We start from the raw sequence: 18680 nt of genomic DNA, 5'->3' as shown, positions 1-18680 counted from the left end.
CTTTTATTGTTTTAAGGTAACGTTGGAATTACCAAAAAGGGCACATTTAAGTGGAAACCGATTTGGTTTATTGTATTTTTAAAGAACAAGTTTTCAAAAAACGAACGTTTATTTTTGAGCATAACCAATAAATTTATTCTTGTTTTTAATTGAAAATTTGTAATTCCCTCTTCTACGGTTTGGTTACTAACATTATGAAATAAATGGGTTATTTTTTTGAAATGACCGTCAAGTATTTTTTTGTTCCTCTTTTGAAATTCAGATAAATCATAACCATAAGTAAGATGTAGAATGTTAACCCTAGCATTAGTAAGTGAAATAATGTCAATAATCGGTTTAATTTGATAAGGTTTATAACTTATACCGTAATCTGTTGTGAATAAAACCTCATGTAGTGGTTCAAATTCAAAGTTATTTGGTATGGCTAGTACAGGGCAGTTTACATCTGTTAAGACATGCACCGTATTAGAGCCAAATAAAATTTCTTTCGCACCTGTTGCGCCCTTGGTACCCATAACAACATAATCTATGTGTTTATCTTCCACAATGGTTTTAATCTCTGGTACAAGTGAGTTAAAAGCAGCTATGGTCTCAATAGTATGTTTCGGGTTGTTAAATTCTTTTTCTATACGGGTTTTAAAATAGTTTAATTCGTTTAGAGCATTTTCCCTAACCACATTGTACATTCCAAATTGTGCAGATTCCCTTAACACATATTCTATATGGTAAACCGTAGGAGTATATGTGTTTAGCAAGTAGAACCTACTATCCTCATGCTTAAAAAGCTGTAATACATAGGTAATAGCGTTCCATGAGTTTTTAGAAAAATCGGTGGGAACCAGTATATTTTTCATTCGTTTAAGCTTTTTAATTTTTTTTGTACCTAAAGTTTTAATTATAAAATTTTCAAGACATTATACCTTAATTTTTGTATGGACATGATTGTGTTCCATATATATTCATAAAAAAACAGTAGTAACATAGTATCATTAAAGTTAAATACTATACTCAGTTGATTCAATGATATATATCAGATTTATCAATGCCCAATAGCAGGACACATATGTTAAAGTTGGGAATGTAAGGCCTGGATTTGTAGTTCTAAACGAAAAAATTAATATAAAAAAGCAAAAAAGGGAATTCTATAATTAATTCCCTTTTCTTTTTCACCATATTGAGTATGTGAAATGATTAATAGCTCATTTTTTTAAATAAGAAACAGGAAGTTTAGGCTTCCTGTTTCCTTTTTGAAATACTTGATTTTACTAACAATCTTTTTCTAACCATTATACTAACCATAAAGGGTATCAAATATTCAGGTAATTAATATCGCCAAGTATTTCTAGGCAGTACTTAATATTGAGTAATATTTAAGCCTGCTTTTTTTTATAAGAAACAGGAGATCGTAACCTCCTGTTTCCCCAAAGCATTTAATGACATAATCTAACGTTCGGTTGTCTTTAACATAATCTTTATTTCTAAAGACCTTGTATTTGGGTTTTCCCGTTAAAAAATAGCATTAGCTACTTTGTTTTGGTATTATTGTAATGTAACAATAGTACCTAAATCCTAGTAATTATGTAAATGAACTTTTTAAGTATTATGCTAATATACTTCACTTTATTTTGCTGCAAAATGATATATATCAGTTTTAAAAATACTAAATAGAAATGATGTTATATGCAGCAGTTAATAAAAACAGCCCTAAAAAAAACAACAAGGTATAAATCACCTGTACGAGTTTTATATTGATATATTCTAGGGCAGCTACGGTTCTTTTGGGAAATATAAACAATGATAATCCCATATAAAGGGATGCCCATCCAATAAGTGTGATAATAAGTTTCCAGTTTGCTTCCCAAATATTATGGAACAACACATTTAACAATCCAACAATTATTGAAACAAATGACGAAATAATTAAAAATTTTTCATCTTTTAAATCTGTGAAAATTTGTTTAATGCGTTTAGGATTAAAGCTTAATATCACAAAGAAGATAATGAGGTACCAACCCCAAAATTTAGCTAAAAAAATAGAGCGTTCCATAATAGTTTATTAAGATTCGTGTAATACCAAAAAAGGTGTTTTCATATGATAGCTTAGTGCCTCAGCTTTTGAATGAAACAATAGTTGTTGAAAATAATTAAGGTTTTTAGCTACCATGCAAATCAAGTTTGAATTTCTACTTTCAACAAAGCACTGTATAGCATCTTGAAGGGATCTATTGGTTAAATAGTGAAAACTGGAATCTATGTTTATAAAATAATCGTCTAATAACTCACGATTCCTAGTTTGGTCATTATTTAGGGTGGTTTTATTTTTGCTTACATGGAGAATACGCAAAGAAGCTTTGTTGTTCTCCAAAAGATCTAATAGGGGCTGTAATATTCTAATATCATAATTCAAGGAAAAATCGGTTGGAAAGGTAATTTCTTTTAGATTAGTAAACTGGGCTTTTTCTGGAACAACTAGCGTGGTACATTTTACTTTTGTAATAACATCGCCCGTATTACTTCCAATAATAATTTTTTTTAATCCAGAAGCTCCTTTTGTGCCTATGACAATGATGTCAATATTTTTTTCCTTAACATGCTTTCGTATAGATTCTATAAAAAAATTGTAATCAGCTAGGGCATAGAATCTATGGTTTTTATTAGAAGGGAATAGTATAGATATGCGTTTAAGGACCTGACGTAATTTTTCTATAGAGGGTTTTGTATAGACATATTCAAGTACATCTTCTGTAGCAAGATAAGGGGTGCCATTCATTAAATTATCACTTATCCTGTTTATATGTAGTAAATAAAAATGACAAGGCTCCTTACTAAAAAAATGAATAGCATATTGTATGGCGTTCCACGAATTTTCAGAAAAATCGGTGGGTAGTAGTATGTTTTTCATCTAAAAGCATCTTTATGGTCACTAAGTTAACGTGAAGTAGTTTTAGATAAAATGATATTCATCATTTTGATGAAGCAACACTAAACAATACTTTTTAATTTTTCTAAATTCACGACCTTAATATTTCGTCCTTCTGTTTTTATAACCCCAAGCTTTTTAAATTCGGTTAATGCTCTAATTAATGTTTCGGGAGCAATCCCTGCAACGCTAGCTAAATCGTTCCTTGAAATTTTTATTAAGTCTTCGGGTTTACGGTTTATTTTTTCAGCAAACTTTAAAATGGTGGAAGCTGTTTTTTTATTAACTGTACCATAGGCCATTTCTAAAAGTTGTTCTTTTATCATCGATAGGTCATCAGTTAAAAGTTCAATTAGTTCCAGAGCAACTTTGTGATTTTCGTTAAGTATATCATTAAAGTCCAAGATTGAAATACCCGTTAATTTGGTATTTGCTATTGCAGTAGCCGTCTCCTGGTGTGGTGTATTATGTAAGAATGATGTGTAGCCAAACAAATCATCTTCTTTATACAGAGCAGTCACCAACTCTTTGCCTTGTTCATCAATTCTGAAGCATTTAACAGATCCATAGGAAATTAAGTAAATGAAATTGGAATGGTCTCCTTCTCGATAGATAATTTCATCTTTATTAAACTTAAATTCATCTCCGTAATCATCAAAAAAATTTTTTAGATCATTAAGTGTTTTTATTTCACTTTCTTGAGGTTTAACATATTTGTTATCTGTACTATAATGATTTAATTCTTGTAAAATAGAAACTTTTGCCAAACGACTTTCTATAGCACTTATTATATCATCCTCAGTAAAGGGCTTGGTAATATAATCATCGGCCCCTAAGTTCATTCCTTTTCTAACCTCATGACGCTCAGTTTTGGCAGATAGAAAAATAAAGGGAATATGTTTGGTTCTATGGTGTTTTGATAATATTTCCAAGGTACTATATCCATCCAATTCTGGCATCATAATATCACAAACAATAATATTAGGTAAATGTTTTTTAGCCAGTTTAACCCCTATTTTACCATTAGAAGCTTTTAAAACTTTATAATTGGATAATTCTAAAAGTTCTGCTGTATTTTCTCTTAATATGTCATCATCTTCTACAAGTAAAACAGTTTTCATGGGGTTGCTGAGTTTGGAAAAGTTATAATAAAAGTGGTTCCTATATTTTCTTCGCTTTCAAAATGTATGGTACCTCCTAAATTTTCAAGATGATTTTGAACAATATTTAAACCTATACCCGTGCCTTGGGTATTAATTACATTGTGAGCTCTAAAATAACGTTCAAAAATATGTTTTTGATCTTTTTTGGGAATGCCAATGCCGTTATCCTTTATCGTTATGGTGGTGATTTTTTCATTTTGTTCAATGCGTAAGTCTATAGTTGATCCTTCAGGAGAATATTTTATGGCATTGTATAGTAGGTTAGAAAGTATTAATTGAATTATTTTTTCATCCTGATAGAGTGAAAGGTCATCAATGTTTTCAGGATACATTATTTGCTGTCCTTCCTTTAAAAGCATATTAGCATCATATACAGCCTCATTTACAACTTTGCTCAGCTTAAAATTGCTGAATTTGTAATTGACTTTGCCTGTTTCCAGTTTTTCAACTGATAAAAAGTCATTTATAATGTTGTTTAAAAAATGAACTTTATCTATAATTGTTTTGATGTGCTTATCACGCTTTTCCTGATGTTCCTCCAATGTGTACTTGCTAAGGAGTTCGCTAGATGTTAAAATAGCGCTCAAGGGAGTTTTAAATTCATGGGACACCAATGATAGAAACTTGGTTTTTAATTCACTAAGCTCTTTTTCTTTATTAAGAGCTGTTTCTAGTTGCAATGTTCTTTCCTCAACTTTATTTTCAAGTTTTGTTGTGTAATTTTTTCGCTCGGTTATGTCTAAAACAATAGCTGTAAAAACATCTTTTCCATTTAACCTAGATCGTTGTACGTGTTCTTCAACGGGATATGTTGTACCATCTTTGCGTTTGTGCTCACTTTCAAATTTTACCTTGACTACATTATTCTTTAATAAAACATCAATTGTTTTTCTATATGTTATTTCGTCTTCATTCGGTTTAATGTCAAGAGTGGTCATCTGTTTTAATTCTTCCAAGCTATATCCAATGTTTTTTTGTGCGCCATGGTTAGCGTTGATGAATTTTAGTGTTTTGGCATCAAAAACATATACTTCATTTAAAGATTCATCGAAAATAGATGCAAGTAGAAGACGTTCCTCTTCGGCTTTTTTTCTTAATGTTACATCGTTTAGAATACCAATAAAATTTGTGACAATACCCTTATTATCAGTAATTGGAAAAACATACAAATCGTTCCAAAACATAGTACCATCCTTTTTATAGTTCCGCAATCTCGCCTGACAACTTTCTCCTTTTTTTATTGCTTTCCTTAGGACGTTAAGAGATTCTTGATTGTTGTCCTTCCCTTGTAAAAATCTACAATTGCGATTAAGTATTTCTTTTTCTGAATAACCTGTTAACTTTGTAAATGTAGAGTTGAAAAAAATAACTGGGTTGTCGTATTTTAAAGCATCGGTTATCACAATTCCGCTGTTTGCCGATTGTAATGCTTGGGTACGTAGCATAAGGTTTTTTTTAATTTCCTGCTTTTCTGAAATATCCCTAATTAAAGCCATAATGTAGGTTTTGTTATAGATAGAAAAAGGATTGAGTTCAATTTCTACAGGAAATATGGTGCCATCTTTTTTTAAGGCATAAATATCAGTTGCCTCGTTCATTTTACGTCGTTTTCTCTTCTGAATAAATTTTTCAAAATGAATGGCATGGCTTTTATGGTAATTTGATGGGATAAGCAAGTTAAGGTCCCTTCCCATTAGTTCCTTTTTGTTGTACCCAAAAATAACTTCAGAAGCTTCGTTAACCTCCATTATTTTTTGATGATGATCAACAATGATAATACCTTCAGAAACTATTTCTAAAAGAATATTAAATATTTCTTGATCTTGTTGGAACATGGATAATACACTTACGGTATGCTTCATTAAAAATACAAAAAATTCCTCGTTTATTTTAGTAAGACTGACCTATATCATTATTAAAAAGCATACAAGTATTTAACTTTATTAGCATGGAATTTTACTTTAATTATTATGGAAACTATAAAGAAAATGACTCACAAATTTTACCAAAATCTTGGCAAGCTATTTTATGCTGTAGCAGCCTCGGATCGGCAAGTGCGTGTTGTAGAATTTAATAAACTTAAAACCTTGGTTAAGGAACAATGGTTGGATTTAGACCCTATAACAGACGATTTTGGAACGGATGCCGCTTATCAAATAGAAATAGTCTTTGATTGGTTAGAAAAAGAAGGCAATTTAGAAGTTGCCTCTTGCTTTAGAGATTTTATAGATTATAAAAATGACCAAAAGCACTTGTTTACCCCTAGTATTAAAAAACTAATCAATAAAACGGCCTATGCAGTTGCAGCAGCATTTTCTGGCATCAACAAATCGGAGTTAATTATATTGGCTAAATTAGATTTAGAATTAAAAAAATAAAACTATGGGTAGTTTTAATAGTATAATAAATTCAAGTCAATTAGTGTTGATCGATTTTTTTGCAGAATGGTGTGGCCCTTGTAAGACGTTGGCACCTATTTTAAAAGAGGTGAAGCACGAACTTTCCAACGACATAAGAATAATAAAAATTGATATTGACAAAAACCTGCCCTTGGCCACTAAATATAAAGTTAGGGGCGTACCTACCATGATGCTCTTTAAAAAAGGTAAATTGCTTTGGCGTCAATCTGGTGTGCTTCAAAAAAATGATATTCTTGCTGTTATACAGCAACATACCTAATACTGTTATTATTATGATCGATATCATTTTGTAAAAGTATAGATCATCCTAAATTTGATTTATTACAAATGAATTAAGTTATGAAAAAACTAATCTTATTACTTATGGTTTGTCCATTTATGGTATTTCCACAGACTTTAGAAGAACTGGATTTTATAGCGCCTATAAATGAAGGATTTATTGCCGTTATGAAAGGTGGTTCATGGGGTTTTATTAATAATGAAGGTATAATAGTTATAGATTTTAGAAATGATTTGGTTACAACAGAAATGGATGGGTATAAATATCCTGTTTTTAAAAATGGTCTATGCTTGATTTCCAAAAAATCAGACGGTATCACTTACTTTGGATACATCGATAAAAGGGGGAAAACAGTAATAGAGCCCCAATTTTTAAATGCAACAAACTTTTTTGAAAACAAGGCTATTGCATTGCATGTTCTTAAAGAGGAATTAGGAAAAAACGATGTTTTGGGAAAGAATGTTATTCGCTATAAATATTTTGAAGCCGTTATTGATATTGATGGAAACATAGAACATTATTTGAATCCCAAAGGAATAAATGTAGTTCTGGACAAAAAAAAATTATTAATACCTCCTAAAATAACTTCAAAGCAAATTACTAATAATATTTACGCTGTATATACAGATAATATGAACTGGAGAATAGAAGTTATTAAGAACTAAATACGATTCTAAATGAAGGCAAACCTAAATTTGGGTAGTGTTTTCGGCATTAAAATAATAGTGCATTGGACATTCTTTTTTTTAATTCTATGGATTGTTTTTAGTGAATTAAAGCGTGGTGGTAATAGCGAGAGCATTTTTTTTAATATAGTATTGGTCTTGGCTGTTTTTGGATGTGTTGTATTACATGAACTTGGACATGCCTTAGCAGCAAAGCGTTTTGGTATTGGTACAAAAAAAATTGTACTGTTGCCTATTGGAGGTATGGCAAGTTTAGAACGTATCCCAGAATCACCAAAACAAGAATTTTTGGTAACACTAGCAGGGCCCTTAGTAAATATTCTTATTGTTGTAATGCTTTATTTTATTGTACCGGTAGATGAATTTGTTAGGTTGAATTTTACCGAAACTTTCGAGATATTAATGAGTTTTACAATTCAAAACTTTCTGTTTTATTTGTTTTTGGTTAATTTAGGTTTAGTGATATTTAATTTCATTCCGGCTTTTCCAATGGATGGTGGACGCATTTTAAGAGCTTTATTAGCCATTAAATTGGCTCCTGTAAAAGCGACACAGATTGCCTCAAGTATTGGACAGTTTATAGCAATTCTTTTTTTGTTTACAGGAATGTTATATAACCCTTTCTTAATCATTATTGCACTGTTTGTTTTTTTGGGAGCACATGGTGAAAATCAAATTATTCAACATATGGCATTACTTAAGGGTCATACAGTTGATGAGGCTATGATGATAAACATAACCACTTTTAAACCTGAAGACTCTATAGATTTGGTTGTGAATAAAATCATTTCAGGGACAGAAACGAACTTTCTTGTATTGGAGGACCATAAAATTAAAGGGATTTTATACCATAAAGATATAATTGATAAATCCAATGAAAATGTATTGGTAAAGGATGTCATGAAAACAAAATTTGAAACCGTGAAAGATACAGATAGTCTTCATAAAATTTATCATATCATTTTTGTTGAAAATAAAACATTTGTACCTGTTTTAAGTAAAGAAAGAGTTGTTGGGGTTATTGATGCAACCAATCTTAATGAATATATATTGTTACAAGCTAGGTTAGTCTTTTGATTATGAAGATTTTTCAAATATTAGGTGTGATTGCGTTAATTGCCTCGTGTTCCAATAAACGAGATGGTATTCTTCCAGTTATGAAATCTTTAACCGAATCAGTTTATTCTTCGGTAACTATTCAGCCAGACAGTATGTATCAAGCTTACGCCATAGTAGCCGGTATTTTGGAAGCCAATATGGTTGAGGAGGGAGATGCGGTTTCAATAGGAGATCCACTTGTTCAAATTATAAACAGTACACCTAAGCTCAATGCCCAAACGGCTAAACTTGCTCTGGATTTGGCAAGAGAAAACTATAATGGAAAAGCAACCGTTTTAAAGGGAATTCAAAATCAAATTAACACAGCTATTCTTAAATATAAAAACGACTCATTAAATTATTTCAGGCAAAAAAAGCTTTGGGAGCAAAATATAGGATCTAAGATAGATTATGACACCAAAAAACTTAATTATGATCTAGCTTCAAATAATCTACTTACACTTAAAAATAATTATCAGAGAACAAAAAACGAATTGCAAACTGTGGTCAAGCAATCGGAAAACAATTACAGGGCAGCATTAATTGGTTCCAAAGATTTTACTGTAAAAAGCAAGATTAATGGTAAAGTATATGCTCTTTATAAAGAGCCTGGAGAAATTGTAAATAGTATGGATCCGCTCGTTTCTATTGGTAGTGCTTCTGATTTTTTAGTTGAAATGTTAGTAGATGAAGTTGATATTGTAAAAATTAAAGTGGGCCAAAATGTTTTAATTCATCTAGATGCATATCATGGAGAGGTCTTTAACGGAGTGGTGTCAAAAATTTATCCTGAAAAAGACCTACGCAACCAAACCTTTAAAATTGAAGCAGTTTTTATAAAACCGCCTGAAGTTTTATATCCAGGTCTTTCGGGTGAGGCAAATATTGTTATATCAAAAAAAGAAAATGTATTAGCTATCCCAAAAGCCTATCTGATAAATGGTAATAAAGTGATAACTAACAAAGGCATAGTTACAGTTGCTTTAGGAATACAAAATATGGAGTATGTTGAGGTGCAATCTGGATTAACCGATAGTACTTATATTTATAAACCAGGGCAATGACCAATTGGAAGCTCATATTAAGTATAGGGAAAACACATTTATTGACAAAAATAAAGCAAACATCAATTGCTGCATTAGGAGTAACTTTTGGTATTGGTTCCTATATAACATTGGTTTGTTTTATGACCGGGTTGAATGCTATGCTGGATAACTTAATTTTAAATCAAACACCACACATACACATTTATAGTGAAATAGAACCCTCTAAAAATCAACCAGTTGATATGTATTATGGAGTTAAAAATAGCTTTAATGTTGTACATTCAATTAAACCAAAGTTGAGTCAGAAAAATATTCATAATGCACTTCCTATTATTCATTATTTAAATGCTAACGAAAAGGTTAGAGGAGCTATTCCACAGATAAAGACACAAATTTTTTATATCGCTGGTTCCATTGAATTGGGTGGAAATCTAACTGGAATAAATCTAATTGAAGAGTTACGGTTGTTTAATTTTGGAGATTATATTATCGAAGGTTCGGCTAAGGCATTAGAAAATACTGATAACGGAATTTTACTAGGGATAGGTATAGCAAAAAAAATGTCATTAAAAATTGGCGATCGAGTTCAAGTTAGTCCAATTGGGGGTGATGTTTTTCCATTAAAAATAGTTGGTTTTTATCAAAGTGGAATTGCAGATGTAGACGCTATTCAAAGTTTTGCAAATATTAAAACCGTACAGCGTATTTTAGGTCGACCCAATAATTATATAACTGATATCAATGTGAAACTATACGACATTGAAAAGGCAATTCCTTTGTCAAAAAAAATACAGCAGCAATTTAATTTAAAAGCAGTTGACATAAAAACGGCCAATGCACAATTTGAAACAGGTACAACCATAAGAAATCTTATTACCTATGCTGTTTCTATTACCCTGCTTATTGTTGCAGGATTTGGTATTTATAACATTTTAAATATGCTTATTTATGAAAAGATGAATGACATAGCTATTTTAAAGGCCACTGGATTTTCTGGTAGAGACGTTCAGTTTATTTTTATGAGCCAAGCGATGATTATTGGATTTGTTGGCGGTATATTAGGGTTAATTATTGGTTTTGGATTAGCTAGTTTAATAGACACTATTCCATTTAAAACTGAGGCTTTGCCAACAATTGAAACTTATCCAATAAATATGAATCCATTATTTTTTATTATTGGTTTTTCCTTTGCAATGCTATCTACTTTTTTAGCGGGTTATTTGCCATCAAAAAGAGCTAGAAAAATAGATCCGGTTAAAATTATTAGAGGTCAATAAGATGACTACGGTATTAGAGGCAAAACATATAAACAAGTATTTTAAAAAACCTGTTCTTTTTCATGTTTTAAAGGATATTAATTTTAAAATAGAAAAAGGAGAATTTACTTCAATTATGGGAAAATCGGGATGTGGTAAGTCTACCTTGTTATATATTTTGTCTACAATGGATACTGACTATGAAGGGGAACTTCTTTTAAATGATGAGCTTATTACAAACCAAAGTAGGGATTATTTATCCTTTATAAGAAATAAACATATAGGGTTTGTATTTCAATTTCATTATTTATTAGCAGACTTTACAGTATTGGAAAATGTGATGCTTCCAGCAAAAAAATTGGCAGAAAAATCTCTTCAAGAAATTGAATTTGATGCTTACGAAAAATTAAGAACCTTAAATATAGATCATTTGGCTAAAAAAAAGGCTTCTCATATATCAGGTGGAGAAAAACAACGTGTAGCAATAGCTAGAGCCCTAATTAATAACCCTGCTTTAATTATGGGAGATGAACCAACAGGCAATTTAGATAGCTACAACTCTGAGAATGTTTTCGATATATTTAAAAGACTAAGTTTAGAAGAAGGCCTTTCCTTGTTAGTTGTGACACATGATGAAGATTTTGCTAACCGAACAGATAAAATAATTATGATGGAAGATGGCAGGATAGTCACTAACCCACGGCAAATGATTTAAATCATTTTATATCATCGATAAGGGTGTTAACTTTCTGAATAATTAAAGAAACAAATGCCTTTTTTAGATTATTATAAAATTCTTGGCTTATCTAAGTCAGCTTCAGAGGATGATATTAAAAAAGCATACAGGAAGTTGGCAAGAAAATACCATCCCGACTTAAATCCAAATAATGTAGATGCTGAAAAGAGATTTAAGGAAATTAATGAGGCCAATGAAGTATTGGGTAATCCTGATAACCGAAAAAAATATGATGCCTATGGTGAACATTGGCAACATGCAGATGAATTTGAAAAATCTAAGCATCAAGGGCCATATAAAGGACATTACCAAAGTGACTCCAAAGGGTATTCTGAAGAAGATTTCTCAGCTTTTTTTAGAAATATGTTTACTGGTTCGCATTCCCGAACAGGAGGTAGGCAAGTTAAGTTTAGGGGCCAGGACTTAAATGCCGAATTACAATTAAACTTGAAAGATGTATATACATCACATAAACGCACGTTGACCCTTAATAACAAAAACATTAGAATTACCATTCCAGCGGGTGTTGAAAATGGGCAAGTAATAAAAATTAAGGGACATGGTGGGAAAGGTATTAATGGAGGTCCCAATGGGGATTTGTATATTCAATTTTCTATCATAAACCATTCTAAATTCAAAAGGGATAAAGAAAATTTATACACCACGGTCGATTTAGATTTATATACAGCCTTGTTAGGAGGAGAGGTTACTATGGAGACATTTACTGGAAGAGTAAAACTCAACATAAAACCAGGGACCCAAAATGGCACTAAAGTAAAACTGAAAGGGAAAGGCTTTCCAAAATATAAAAAAGAGGCACAATTCGGGGATTTAATAATAACCTATCATATTAAATTACCTACTAATCTATCGAGTAGGGAAAAAGAATTAATTGAACAGTTACAAGCGTTACGATCATAATGGAAAGAACAGATTTAATACCAGTAAAATTAGTTTGCAAGCATTATAAAGTTCCTGTAGCCTTTATTAATAGGTTAAAAGAATTTCAACTTATTGAATTAAAGGCTTATAAGGGCACATTTTTTATTCATAATAAAGAATTAATAAAGGTTGAAAAAATAGTTAGGTTACACTATGATTTAGATATAAATATTGAAGGTATTGATGCCATTTATAATTTATTGGAGCAAGTATATGCTTTAAGACAAGAAATAAGGATGCTGCACAATAGGTTGAGATTGTATGAAGATTTATAAACAATTAACATGGATAAAATTAAAACATGGATTGTTGAGCACCCAACTACATATAGTATTGTAAAATATCTATTGTTAGTTGTATTTGTTTTAATCCTTATACAACTTGCACGAAGGTTTTTAAGAAAACAAGTTACAGATACAGTGGCAAGGTATAAATCTCAAAAGGGCATAGAGATACTGGGTTATGTTATTTTAATATTGTTGACCTTCTCATATTTTTCGGGTAATATTAAAGACTTAACACTGGCCATTGGATTGTTTACCGCAGGAATTGCCATTACACTTCAGGAACTGATTTTAAGTATTGCAGGATCATTATATATTTTTATCGTTAAAGTATATAAACCCGGGGATAGAATAGAAATCAATGGTATTAAGGGAGATGTTATTGATGTAGATAGTATTTATACGACTATGATGGAAATTGGGCAATGGGTAAGTAGTGATAATTACAGTGGGCGCATTGTTAAATTAAGTAATGCCTTTGTTTTTAAAGGACCTATTTACAATTATTCCCAAGATTTTCCTTTCATATGGGATGAGCTTAATTTACCGGTTACCTATGGGTCCGATAAGGAGATCGCGAAATCGCTGATCATTAAGATAGCCTCAAATATCCTTTCGGAATTTACAGCAAAGTCTAAATCTCAATGGAAATCGGTTGTTAATAAGTATTATATTGAAGATGCTTTGGTTGATCCTACATTAGCCATTACATTAACCGATAACTGGATTCAATTTAACTTAAGGTATATTGTTGACTATAAAAGGAGACGCTCTACCAAACATTTGTTATATGATGAAATCCATAAGGCCATAAAGAAAACAAAAGGAAAAGTGTCATTAGCATCTGCGACTTTAGAACTTATTAAGATACCTGAAATAAATGTTGAATTAACAAATAAAGCTGAATAAATGCTAACGTTCAAAAACTTTAATATTGCCGATTGGTTTTCGTTCTACCGTATAGTGGCAGCACCAGTTTTGTTGGCAATGTTATGGTTGGATTGTCGTTTGGTTTTCACTTGGCTCTTACTGGTAAGTTATTCAACAGATGCCATTGACGGTTATTTAGCGAGAAAATTTAATATAACAAGTCCTAGAGGGTCTCAATTGGATTCGTTCGGGGACCAAATAACACTTATTATAGGGCTTATAGGTTTGTTTTATTTTGAAACACATTTTATTAAAGCTAACCTTACATTAATACTCATTGCCTTTGTACCTTATGTGGTTCAAATGATCTTGGCTTATATGAAATATGGTAAGGCAACAGCTTTTCATACCTATCTGGCTAAAATTTCGGCAGTACTGCAAAGCCTGTTTATTTTATGGTCTTTATTCTTTAGACCTGAACCTATTTTGTTTTATACAATGATCATAGTAGGTGTTTTGGAAACAATTGAAGAGATTACTTTAATTTTTATGTATAAAAAATGGGCCTCAGATGTTAAAGGGATTTATTGGGCTTTAAAGGATAAACGGAGGTTAAAAGGGAAACAACTAAAATGAATGTTTATGAGGAGTTACTCCCTGTTTACCATAATATTGTTATGTATAGCTATTGTCGGGGTAGATGTACTGTCGTTTTATTGGCTTCAGGAAATTACACGATTGCTAATTTCGCCAGCATTTAAAAGTATTATCTATGTATTGTTTTGGTGTTTTACTATAGGGCTTATATCTGCAATAATTGTTCTTAAGATTACCCTAGACGACATTAATCCAAGACGGAAACAATTATTGGTTTCCTCATTATATGGTCTTACTGTTTCATCGTTTATACCTAAGATTTTATTTGTTATAATTATATCGATATTGTTTTTTGGAAACTATATTATAGCAGAAAAGGAGTCGACCATTGTGGTACCTTTGGTTGGCTTATTATCTGGGGTATTACCCTTTGTTGTAATTGTATATGCTATTTTTAAATCTGTTTACCATTTTAAGGTCCACCCCCATATTATACATTTTAGTAAGTTGCCAAAGGCCTTGGCAGGCTTGAAGATTGTACATATATCCGATTTGCATATTGGAGGCTTCAATTACAGATATGAAATTTTACAAAAGGCTATAAAACTGATTAATAATGTGCACCCTGATTTTATCTTTTTTACGGGTGACTTGGTTAATAACTATGCATGGGAGTTAAGAGGTTGGAGTAGTATATTTAAGAAATTATTGGCGAGTAAAGGAAAATATGCCGTTCTTGGAAACCATGATTATGGTGATTATTCTGAATGGAAGACTGCTAAAGAAAAGAAAGACAACTTTATTAAAATAAAACGTTTTTATGAGGATATTGGTTTTAGGTTGTTACTAAATGAATCTGAAATAATAGAACTTAACAATGAAAAATTAGCTGTAATTGGTGTTGAAAATTGGGGAAAACCACCGTTTAAACAATACGGTGATTTAAAGGAATCTATAAAAACCATAGAGCATATCCGTTTTAAAATTTTGCTTTCGCATGACCCTAGTCATTGGTCAAATGAGGTAATTGATAAAACAGATATAGCCTTAACACTTTCTGGGCACACACATGGGATGCAACTTGGACTTAATTACAAGGATATGACCTGGAGCCCCATAAAATATAAATATAAATATTGGGCTGGGTTATATAAACACAATGAGCAGTTTTTGTATGTTAACAGGGGGTTGGGATGGATTGGTTTTCCTGGGAGATTAGGCATGCGGCCAGAGGTTACTTTAATTACACTTCAATCAAACTGACTAATATCATTTTTTTAATTCATCGTATCAAATAAATTAGTTGCATAATTAACCAGTTGTAGAAATGATTCTAAAATTAGGAAAATCTAAATGTTACCAGTTGCTCCAAAATAATTTTATAGGGCATTTGGCATACATTTATAACAATCACCCTTACATAGTGCCTATTACATATTTTTATGATAATAGTGCTAATACTATAATTGGTTATTCGGGAATTGGGCATAAGATAAAGGCCTTGCGTATTAATAGTGCTGTGTCATTAGAAGTTTCTGAAATAGATTCCGTTAATAATTGGAGATCTGTAGTGGCTTATGGTGTCTACGATGAATTTATTGGTAGCACTGCCAAAATTAATTTGCATAAATTTACAGAAGGTGTAAAAGGTTTAATTAAATGGAAAGAGGGGAGGGACTTAAAGTTTTTAAGTGAATTTTCCAGTAAAATATATAAAGAAGGCACACCTGTAGTTTTTAAAATAGATATAGATGATGTTACAGGAAGAGAACGCCAATTTATGTAGAACTTTGTTGCACTTCATTATTAATTTATAGGTTTTATAAAAATCATTTAATTACTTGTTTGCTTTTCTTTTTCTTGTCTCTCTAACTTCTTAAAGTACCGTTTTGTCAAAAAATTATGCTTTAAAGCTTCCATGTTTTGGTTAAACTTATCAGTTCCTTCGTTAATATTTTTAATGGATTGCTCTAAATTTCTTACGAAATCTTCATCCTTAAATAGGTAATCTACTGTTCCTTTACCATTTTTGTAGTCAGTAATGGTTTCATTTATATTGTTTATTACCATTTTAATTCCTTCTGAAGAAGCTTCGAGATTAGTAAGTAATACTCTTACTTTTTGCGCTTCAATGGAATCGTTTAGTAGTATACCGGCAACACTTTCATTAAAATTTATGGTATTGATTATGGAGTTAAGGGATTTCATGGACTTGTTGGCTTCGATGCTCATAATACGTAATTGATTAACAGTTTGCTTTAAGTTATGGGATACAACGGTATCATTAATAAGCATGCCAAAGGTTCCTTTACTATCTGCCATGGCATCTGCTATATTAAGTAATTTTGCAGTTAGTAAAGCTGCATTTTCATTGGTTACATTTAAAGTATTGAGCATTTCGTTTGTGCCAATTTTGGTGTAAGATTTAATGACATCTCCAGATGAGATCATGTTAGAATTCCCTTTTCCTGGGATAATATTTACGATCATGTTACCTACTAGACCATCGGTTCCTATGGTTGCTATTGCATCTTTTTTAATATGTTTTACCATTTTTTCTTCAATGGTCATGGTGACATTAATTGTTGAGTCGTTTATCATTGAAATAGTCTTTACGGTACCAATGTTTATTCCAGAATAGCGCACATTATTACCGTGCATAAGACCATTTACATTATTAAAATTTGCACTAATTGTAAAGGTTTTTACAAACATATTTTGGCGATTACCAATTAAGTAAATGGCTACCACAAAAAGAATTAGCCCTATTATAACTAAGAGACCTAAATAGAGTTTTTGATTGTATGTTTTTTTCATGATATGTATATTTATTTAAAGAATGCTTTTACCTTGGCATCTTTTGATTTTTTTAATACGTCAAAAGTTCCCTCGGCATAGTTAATGCCATCAATTAATAAAATCATACGTTCCGAAACGACCCGGGCACAATCCACATCATGAGTTATTATAAGGGACGATGTTTTGTATTGCTGCTGCACACGTCTCATGAGTTCAATAATTTCTTTAGCAGTTATTGGATCCAGACCGCTAGTTGGTTCGTCGTACAGAATGATTTTAGGTTTCAATATTAAAGCTCTCGCTAATGCGATTCGTCGTTGCATACCGCCAGAAAGTTCAGCTGGCATTAGGTCTATGGTATGGGCCAAACCTACACTTTCTAGGACTTCAGTTACGAGTTGTTTTGCGTCGGTTATTTTACCAAACTTATGTTTATGTCGTCTTAAAGGAAATTCTAAATTTTCTCTTACAGTCATGGAATCGTAAAGTGCGCTTCCTTGAAATAGAAAACCAATTTCGGTACGTAATTCGTCTAAATCTACTTGATCCAGAGTAGCTATATCCTTGTCCATTATTTTAACACTGCCAGAGTCAGGTTCCATTAACCCTACCAAACATTTTATCATCACTGACTTTCCTGAGCCAGACTTGCCCATTATTACAAGGTTTTCACCTTCAAAAAGTAACAAGTTAAATCCATTTAAAACAATGTGATTGCCAAATGCCTTTTTTAAATTTTTAATTTCGATTATAGGCTTTTTGAAGTTTAAAGCTTTTCGTTCTTGTATGTTTTGTGTTAGAGTCATTTTTTAAATTTCAAAAAATATGTCTGTTACAAAAACTGCTATAAAGTCTATGATAAACAAAAGCATGGATGAGAATACTACTGCAGAATTTGCCGCCAAACCAACCCCTACGGTTCCTTTATCACAATGATAACCTTTAAAACACCCTACCAAACCAATGGCAAATCCAAAAAAATAAGTCTTTAAAGTAGCAGGAATTATATCACCAAACCTTAGAGCATTAAAAACTTTGGTAAAGTAAAGCGGAAAGGAAACATCGCCTTTTAGATTTTCTACTAAATAAGAGCCATAAAGAGCAATGCCGTCACCTATTATTACTAATATAGGAAGCATAAATGTAGTAGCAAGCACCCTAGTAACCACGAGGAAATTAAAAGGGTTAGTTCCAGAGACTTCCATGGCATCAATTTGTTCTGTCACACGCATAGAGCCTAATTCGGCACCTATTCCAGAAGCAATTCGACCAGCAAATGTTAGTGCAATAATTACAGGGCCAATTTCCCTAACAATCGATATGCTAACCATAGAGGGCATCCATGATTCAGCCCCAAACTCCTCAAGAGTTGGTCTTGTCTGTAATGTAATTACAAGACCTATTATAAAAGCGGTAATACCAACTAATAGAAAAGATCGGTTTCCAACATTGTAACATTGTTTTAAAAACTCATTAAATTCAAAGGGCTTTTTAATAAGTTCTTTAAAAAACCTTCTGGCAAAATTTGTGAGTTCGCCAATTTCAACAAAGAACGCTTCTATTTGAATTAATTTCAGCATATT

At 31.6% G+C, this 18680-nt stretch carries 21 protein-coding genes; 13 read left to right on the top strand and 8 right to left on the bottom strand.

Annotated features, from left to right (window positions below):
- Positions 1-11: 11 nt before the first annotated feature.
- From MR053_RS07710 to MR053_RS07690, 5 genes are all read right to left on the bottom strand, one after another.
- Complete coding sequence (locus tag MR053_RS07710; RefSeq protein WP_242131890.1) at positions 12-854, bottom strand: universal stress protein; 843 nt, start codon at positions 852-854, stop codon at positions 12-14.
- An 806-nt stretch (positions 855-1660) separates the two neighbouring features.
- Positions 1661-2047 (bottom strand): hypothetical protein, encoded by a 387-nt coding sequence (locus tag MR053_RS07705; protein ID WP_242131889.1) that lies wholly within the window; start codon positions 2045-2047, stop codon positions 1661-1663.
- 9 nt (positions 2048-2056) lie between these two features.
- Positions 2057-2902 (bottom strand): universal stress protein, encoded by an 846-nt coding sequence (locus MR053_RS07700; RefSeq protein ID WP_242131888.1) that lies wholly within the window; start codon positions 2900-2902, stop codon positions 2057-2059.
- Positions 2903-2982: 80 nt separating this feature from the next.
- Entirely contained in the window at positions 2983-4041 is a 1059-nt protein-coding gene (locus MR053_RS07695; protein WP_242131887.1) for a response regulator, read from the bottom strand.
- The gene (locus MR053_RS07690) at positions 4038-5945 is read right to left on the bottom strand and encodes a PAS domain-containing sensor histidine kinase (RefSeq protein WP_242131886.1); all 1908 of its coding nucleotides are present in this window, start codon (positions 5943-5945) and stop codon (positions 4038-4040) included. The genes MR053_RS07695 and MR053_RS07690 overlap by 4 nt, the downstream gene beginning before the upstream one ends.
- Positions 5946-6071: 126 nt before the next feature.
- Here MR053_RS07690 and MR053_RS07685 point away from each other — a divergent pair, with 126 nt between their 5' ends.
- From MR053_RS07685 to MR053_RS07625, 13 genes are all read left to right on the top strand, one after another.
- The gene (locus tag MR053_RS07685; RefSeq protein WP_223550345.1) at positions 6072-6461 is read left to right on the top strand and encodes a hypothetical protein; all 390 of its coding nucleotides are present in this window, start codon (positions 6072-6074) and stop codon (positions 6459-6461) included.
- A gap of 4 nt (positions 6462-6465) precedes the next feature.
- A complete protein-coding gene (gene trxA, locus MR053_RS07680; RefSeq protein ID WP_242131885.1) occupies positions 6466-6762 on the top strand; it encodes a thioredoxin in 297 nt (98 codons plus the stop codon).
- An 80-nt stretch (positions 6763-6842) separates the two neighbouring features.
- On the top strand, positions 6843-7448 hold the full coding sequence (locus MR053_RS07675; protein WP_242131884.1) for a WG repeat-containing protein: 606 nt from the start codon (positions 6843-6845) through the stop codon (positions 7446-7448).
- Positions 7449-7460: 12 nt separating this feature from the next.
- Positions 7461-8546: a site-2 protease family protein gene (locus MR053_RS07670; RefSeq protein ID WP_242131883.1), complete on the top strand. Its 1086-nt coding sequence runs from the start codon at positions 7461-7463 to the stop codon at positions 8544-8546.
- A 2-nt stretch (positions 8547-8548) separates the two neighbouring features.
- On the top strand, positions 8549-9631 hold the full coding sequence (locus tag MR053_RS07665) for an efflux RND transporter periplasmic adaptor subunit (RefSeq protein WP_242131882.1): 1083 nt from the start codon (positions 8549-8551) through the stop codon (positions 9629-9631).
- A complete protein-coding gene (locus tag MR053_RS07660; protein WP_242131881.1) occupies positions 9628-10890 on the top strand; it encodes an ABC transporter permease in 1263 nt (420 codons plus the stop codon). Before MR053_RS07665 ends, MR053_RS07660 begins: the two co-directional genes overlap by 4 nt.
- Position 10891: 1 nt before the next feature.
- Positions 10892-11584, top strand: coding sequence for an ABC transporter ATP-binding protein (locus tag MR053_RS07655; protein ID WP_242131880.1), 693 nt, complete (start codon positions 10892-10894; stop codon positions 11582-11584).
- 54 nt (positions 11585-11638) lie between these two features.
- Positions 11639-12526: a DnaJ C-terminal domain-containing protein gene (locus tag MR053_RS07650; RefSeq protein ID WP_242131879.1), complete on the top strand. Its 888-nt coding sequence runs from the start codon at positions 11639-11641 to the stop codon at positions 12524-12526.
- The gene (locus tag MR053_RS07645) at positions 12526-12822 is read left to right on the top strand and encodes a chaperone modulator CbpM (protein ID WP_242131878.1); all 297 of its coding nucleotides are present in this window, start codon (positions 12526-12528) and stop codon (positions 12820-12822) included. Before MR053_RS07650 ends, MR053_RS07645 begins: the two co-directional genes overlap by 1 nt.
- 9 nt (positions 12823-12831) lie before the next feature.
- On the top strand, positions 12832-13740 hold the full coding sequence (locus tag MR053_RS07640) for a mechanosensitive ion channel family protein (protein ID WP_242131877.1): 909 nt from the start codon (positions 12832-12834) through the stop codon (positions 13738-13740).
- A complete protein-coding gene (locus MR053_RS07635) occupies positions 13741-14337 on the top strand; it encodes a CDP-alcohol phosphatidyltransferase family protein (RefSeq protein WP_242131876.1) in 597 nt (198 codons plus the stop codon).
- Positions 14338-14343: 6 nt separating this feature from the next.
- A complete protein-coding gene (locus tag MR053_RS07630) occupies positions 14344-15561 on the top strand; it encodes a metallophosphoesterase (RefSeq protein WP_242131875.1) in 1218 nt (405 codons plus the stop codon).
- A 64-nt stretch (positions 15562-15625) separates the two neighbouring features.
- A complete protein-coding gene (locus tag MR053_RS07625; protein WP_242131874.1) occupies positions 15626-16084 on the top strand; it encodes a pyridoxamine 5'-phosphate oxidase family protein in 459 nt (152 codons plus the stop codon).
- A gap of 47 nt (positions 16085-16131) precedes the next feature.
- On the opposite strand, the gene MR053_RS07620 is transcribed toward MR053_RS07625, so the two are convergent.
- The 3 genes from MR053_RS07620 to MR053_RS07610 are packed head-to-tail and all read right to left on the bottom strand — an operon-like array spanning position 16132 to position 18677.
- Positions 16132-17115: an MlaD family protein gene (locus MR053_RS07620; protein ID WP_242131873.1), complete on the bottom strand. Its 984-nt coding sequence runs from the start codon at positions 17113-17115 to the stop codon at positions 16132-16134.
- Positions 17116-17126: 11 nt separating this feature from the next.
- Positions 17127-17903, bottom strand: a complete 777-nt coding sequence (locus MR053_RS07615) for an ABC transporter ATP-binding protein (RefSeq protein WP_242131872.1) — start codon at positions 17901-17903, stop codon at positions 17127-17129.
- A gap of 3 nt (positions 17904-17906) precedes the next feature.
- The gene (locus tag MR053_RS07610) at positions 17907-18677 is read right to left on the bottom strand and encodes an MlaE family ABC transporter permease (protein WP_242131871.1); all 771 of its coding nucleotides are present in this window, start codon (positions 18675-18677) and stop codon (positions 17907-17909) included.
- Positions 18678-18680: the final 3 nt, after the last annotated feature.

It is taken from the genome of Aestuariivivens marinum, assembly GCF_022662175.1.
In the GTDB taxonomy this organism is placed as follows: Bacteria; Bacteroidota; Bacteroidia; order Flavobacteriales; family Flavobacteriaceae; genus Aestuariivivens; species Aestuariivivens marinum.
The sequence above is the reverse complement of the archived record's forward strand: the minus strand, read 5'-3'. Positions and strand labels throughout refer to the sequence as shown.

What these genes read in the sequence shown, in the direction of transcription:
- trxA (WP_242131885.1), top strand. Translation starts at nt 6,466, where the DNA reads ATGGGTAGTTTTAATAGTATAATAAATTCAAGTCAATTAGTGTTGATC.
- MR053_RS07665 (WP_242131882.1), top strand. Translation starts at nt 8,549, where the DNA reads ATGAAGATTTTTCAAATATTAGGTGTGATTGCGTTAATTGCCTCGTGT.
- MR053_RS07655 (WP_242131880.1), top strand. Translation starts at nt 10,892, where the DNA reads ATGACTACGGTATTAGAGGCAAAACATATAAACAAGTATTTTAAAAAA.
- MR053_RS07640 (WP_242131877.1), top strand. Translation starts at nt 12,832, where the DNA reads ATGGATAAAATTAAAACATGGATTGTTGAGCACCCAACTACATATAGT.
- MR053_RS07620 (WP_242131873.1), bottom strand. Translation starts at nt 17,115, where the DNA reads ATGAAAAAAACATACAATCAAAAACTCTATTTAGGTCTCTTAGTTATA.
- MR053_RS07635 (WP_242131876.1), top strand. Translation starts at nt 13,741, where the DNA reads ATGCTAACGTTCAAAAACTTTAATATTGCCGATTGGTTTTCGTTCTAC.
- MR053_RS07670 (WP_242131883.1), top strand. Translation starts at nt 7,461, where the DNA reads ATGAAGGCAAACCTAAATTTGGGTAGTGTTTTCGGCATTAAAATAATA.
- MR053_RS07630 (WP_242131875.1), top strand. Translation starts at nt 14,344, where the DNA reads ATGAGGAGTTACTCCCTGTTTACCATAATATTGTTATGTATAGCTATT.
- MR053_RS07625 (WP_242131874.1), top strand. Translation starts at nt 15,626, where the DNA reads ATGATTCTAAAATTAGGAAAATCTAAATGTTACCAGTTGCTCCAAAAT.
- MR053_RS07645 (WP_242131878.1), top strand. Translation starts at nt 12,526, where the DNA reads ATGGAAAGAACAGATTTAATACCAGTAAAATTAGTTTGCAAGCATTAT.
- MR053_RS07700 (WP_242131888.1), bottom strand. Translation starts at nt 2,902, where the DNA reads ATGAAAAACATACTACTACCCACCGATTTTTCTGAAAATTCGTGGAAC.
- MR053_RS07650 (WP_242131879.1), top strand. Translation starts at nt 11,639, where the DNA reads ATGCCTTTTTTAGATTATTATAAAATTCTTGGCTTATCTAAGTCAGCT.
- MR053_RS07675 (WP_242131884.1), top strand. Translation starts at nt 6,843, where the DNA reads ATGAAAAAACTAATCTTATTACTTATGGTTTGTCCATTTATGGTATTT.
- MR053_RS07710 (WP_242131890.1), bottom strand. Translation starts at nt 854, where the DNA reads ATGAAAAATATACTGGTTCCCACCGATTTTTCTAAAAACTCATGGAAC.
- MR053_RS07695 (WP_242131887.1), bottom strand. Translation starts at nt 4,041, where the DNA reads ATGAAAACTGTTTTACTTGTAGAAGATGATGACATATTAAGAGAAAAT.
- MR053_RS07615 (WP_242131872.1), bottom strand. Translation starts at nt 17,903, where the DNA reads ATGACTCTAACACAAAACATACAAGAACGAAAAGCTTTAAACTTCAAA.
- MR053_RS07705 (WP_242131889.1), bottom strand. Translation starts at nt 2,047, where the DNA reads ATGGAACGCTCTATTTTTTTAGCTAAATTTTGGGGTTGGTACCTCATT.
- MR053_RS07690 (WP_242131886.1), bottom strand. Translation starts at nt 5,945, where the DNA reads ATGAAGCATACCGTAAGTGTATTATCCATGTTCCAACAAGATCAAGAA.
- MR053_RS07685 (WP_223550345.1), top strand. Translation starts at nt 6,072, where the DNA reads ATGACTCACAAATTTTACCAAAATCTTGGCAAGCTATTTTATGCTGTA.
- MR053_RS07660 (WP_242131881.1), top strand. Translation starts at nt 9,628, where the DNA reads ATGACCAATTGGAAGCTCATATTAAGTATAGGGAAAACACATTTATTG.
- MR053_RS07610 (WP_242131871.1), bottom strand. Translation starts at nt 18,677, where the DNA reads ATGCTGAAATTAATTCAAATAGAAGCGTTCTTTGTTGAAATTGGCGAA.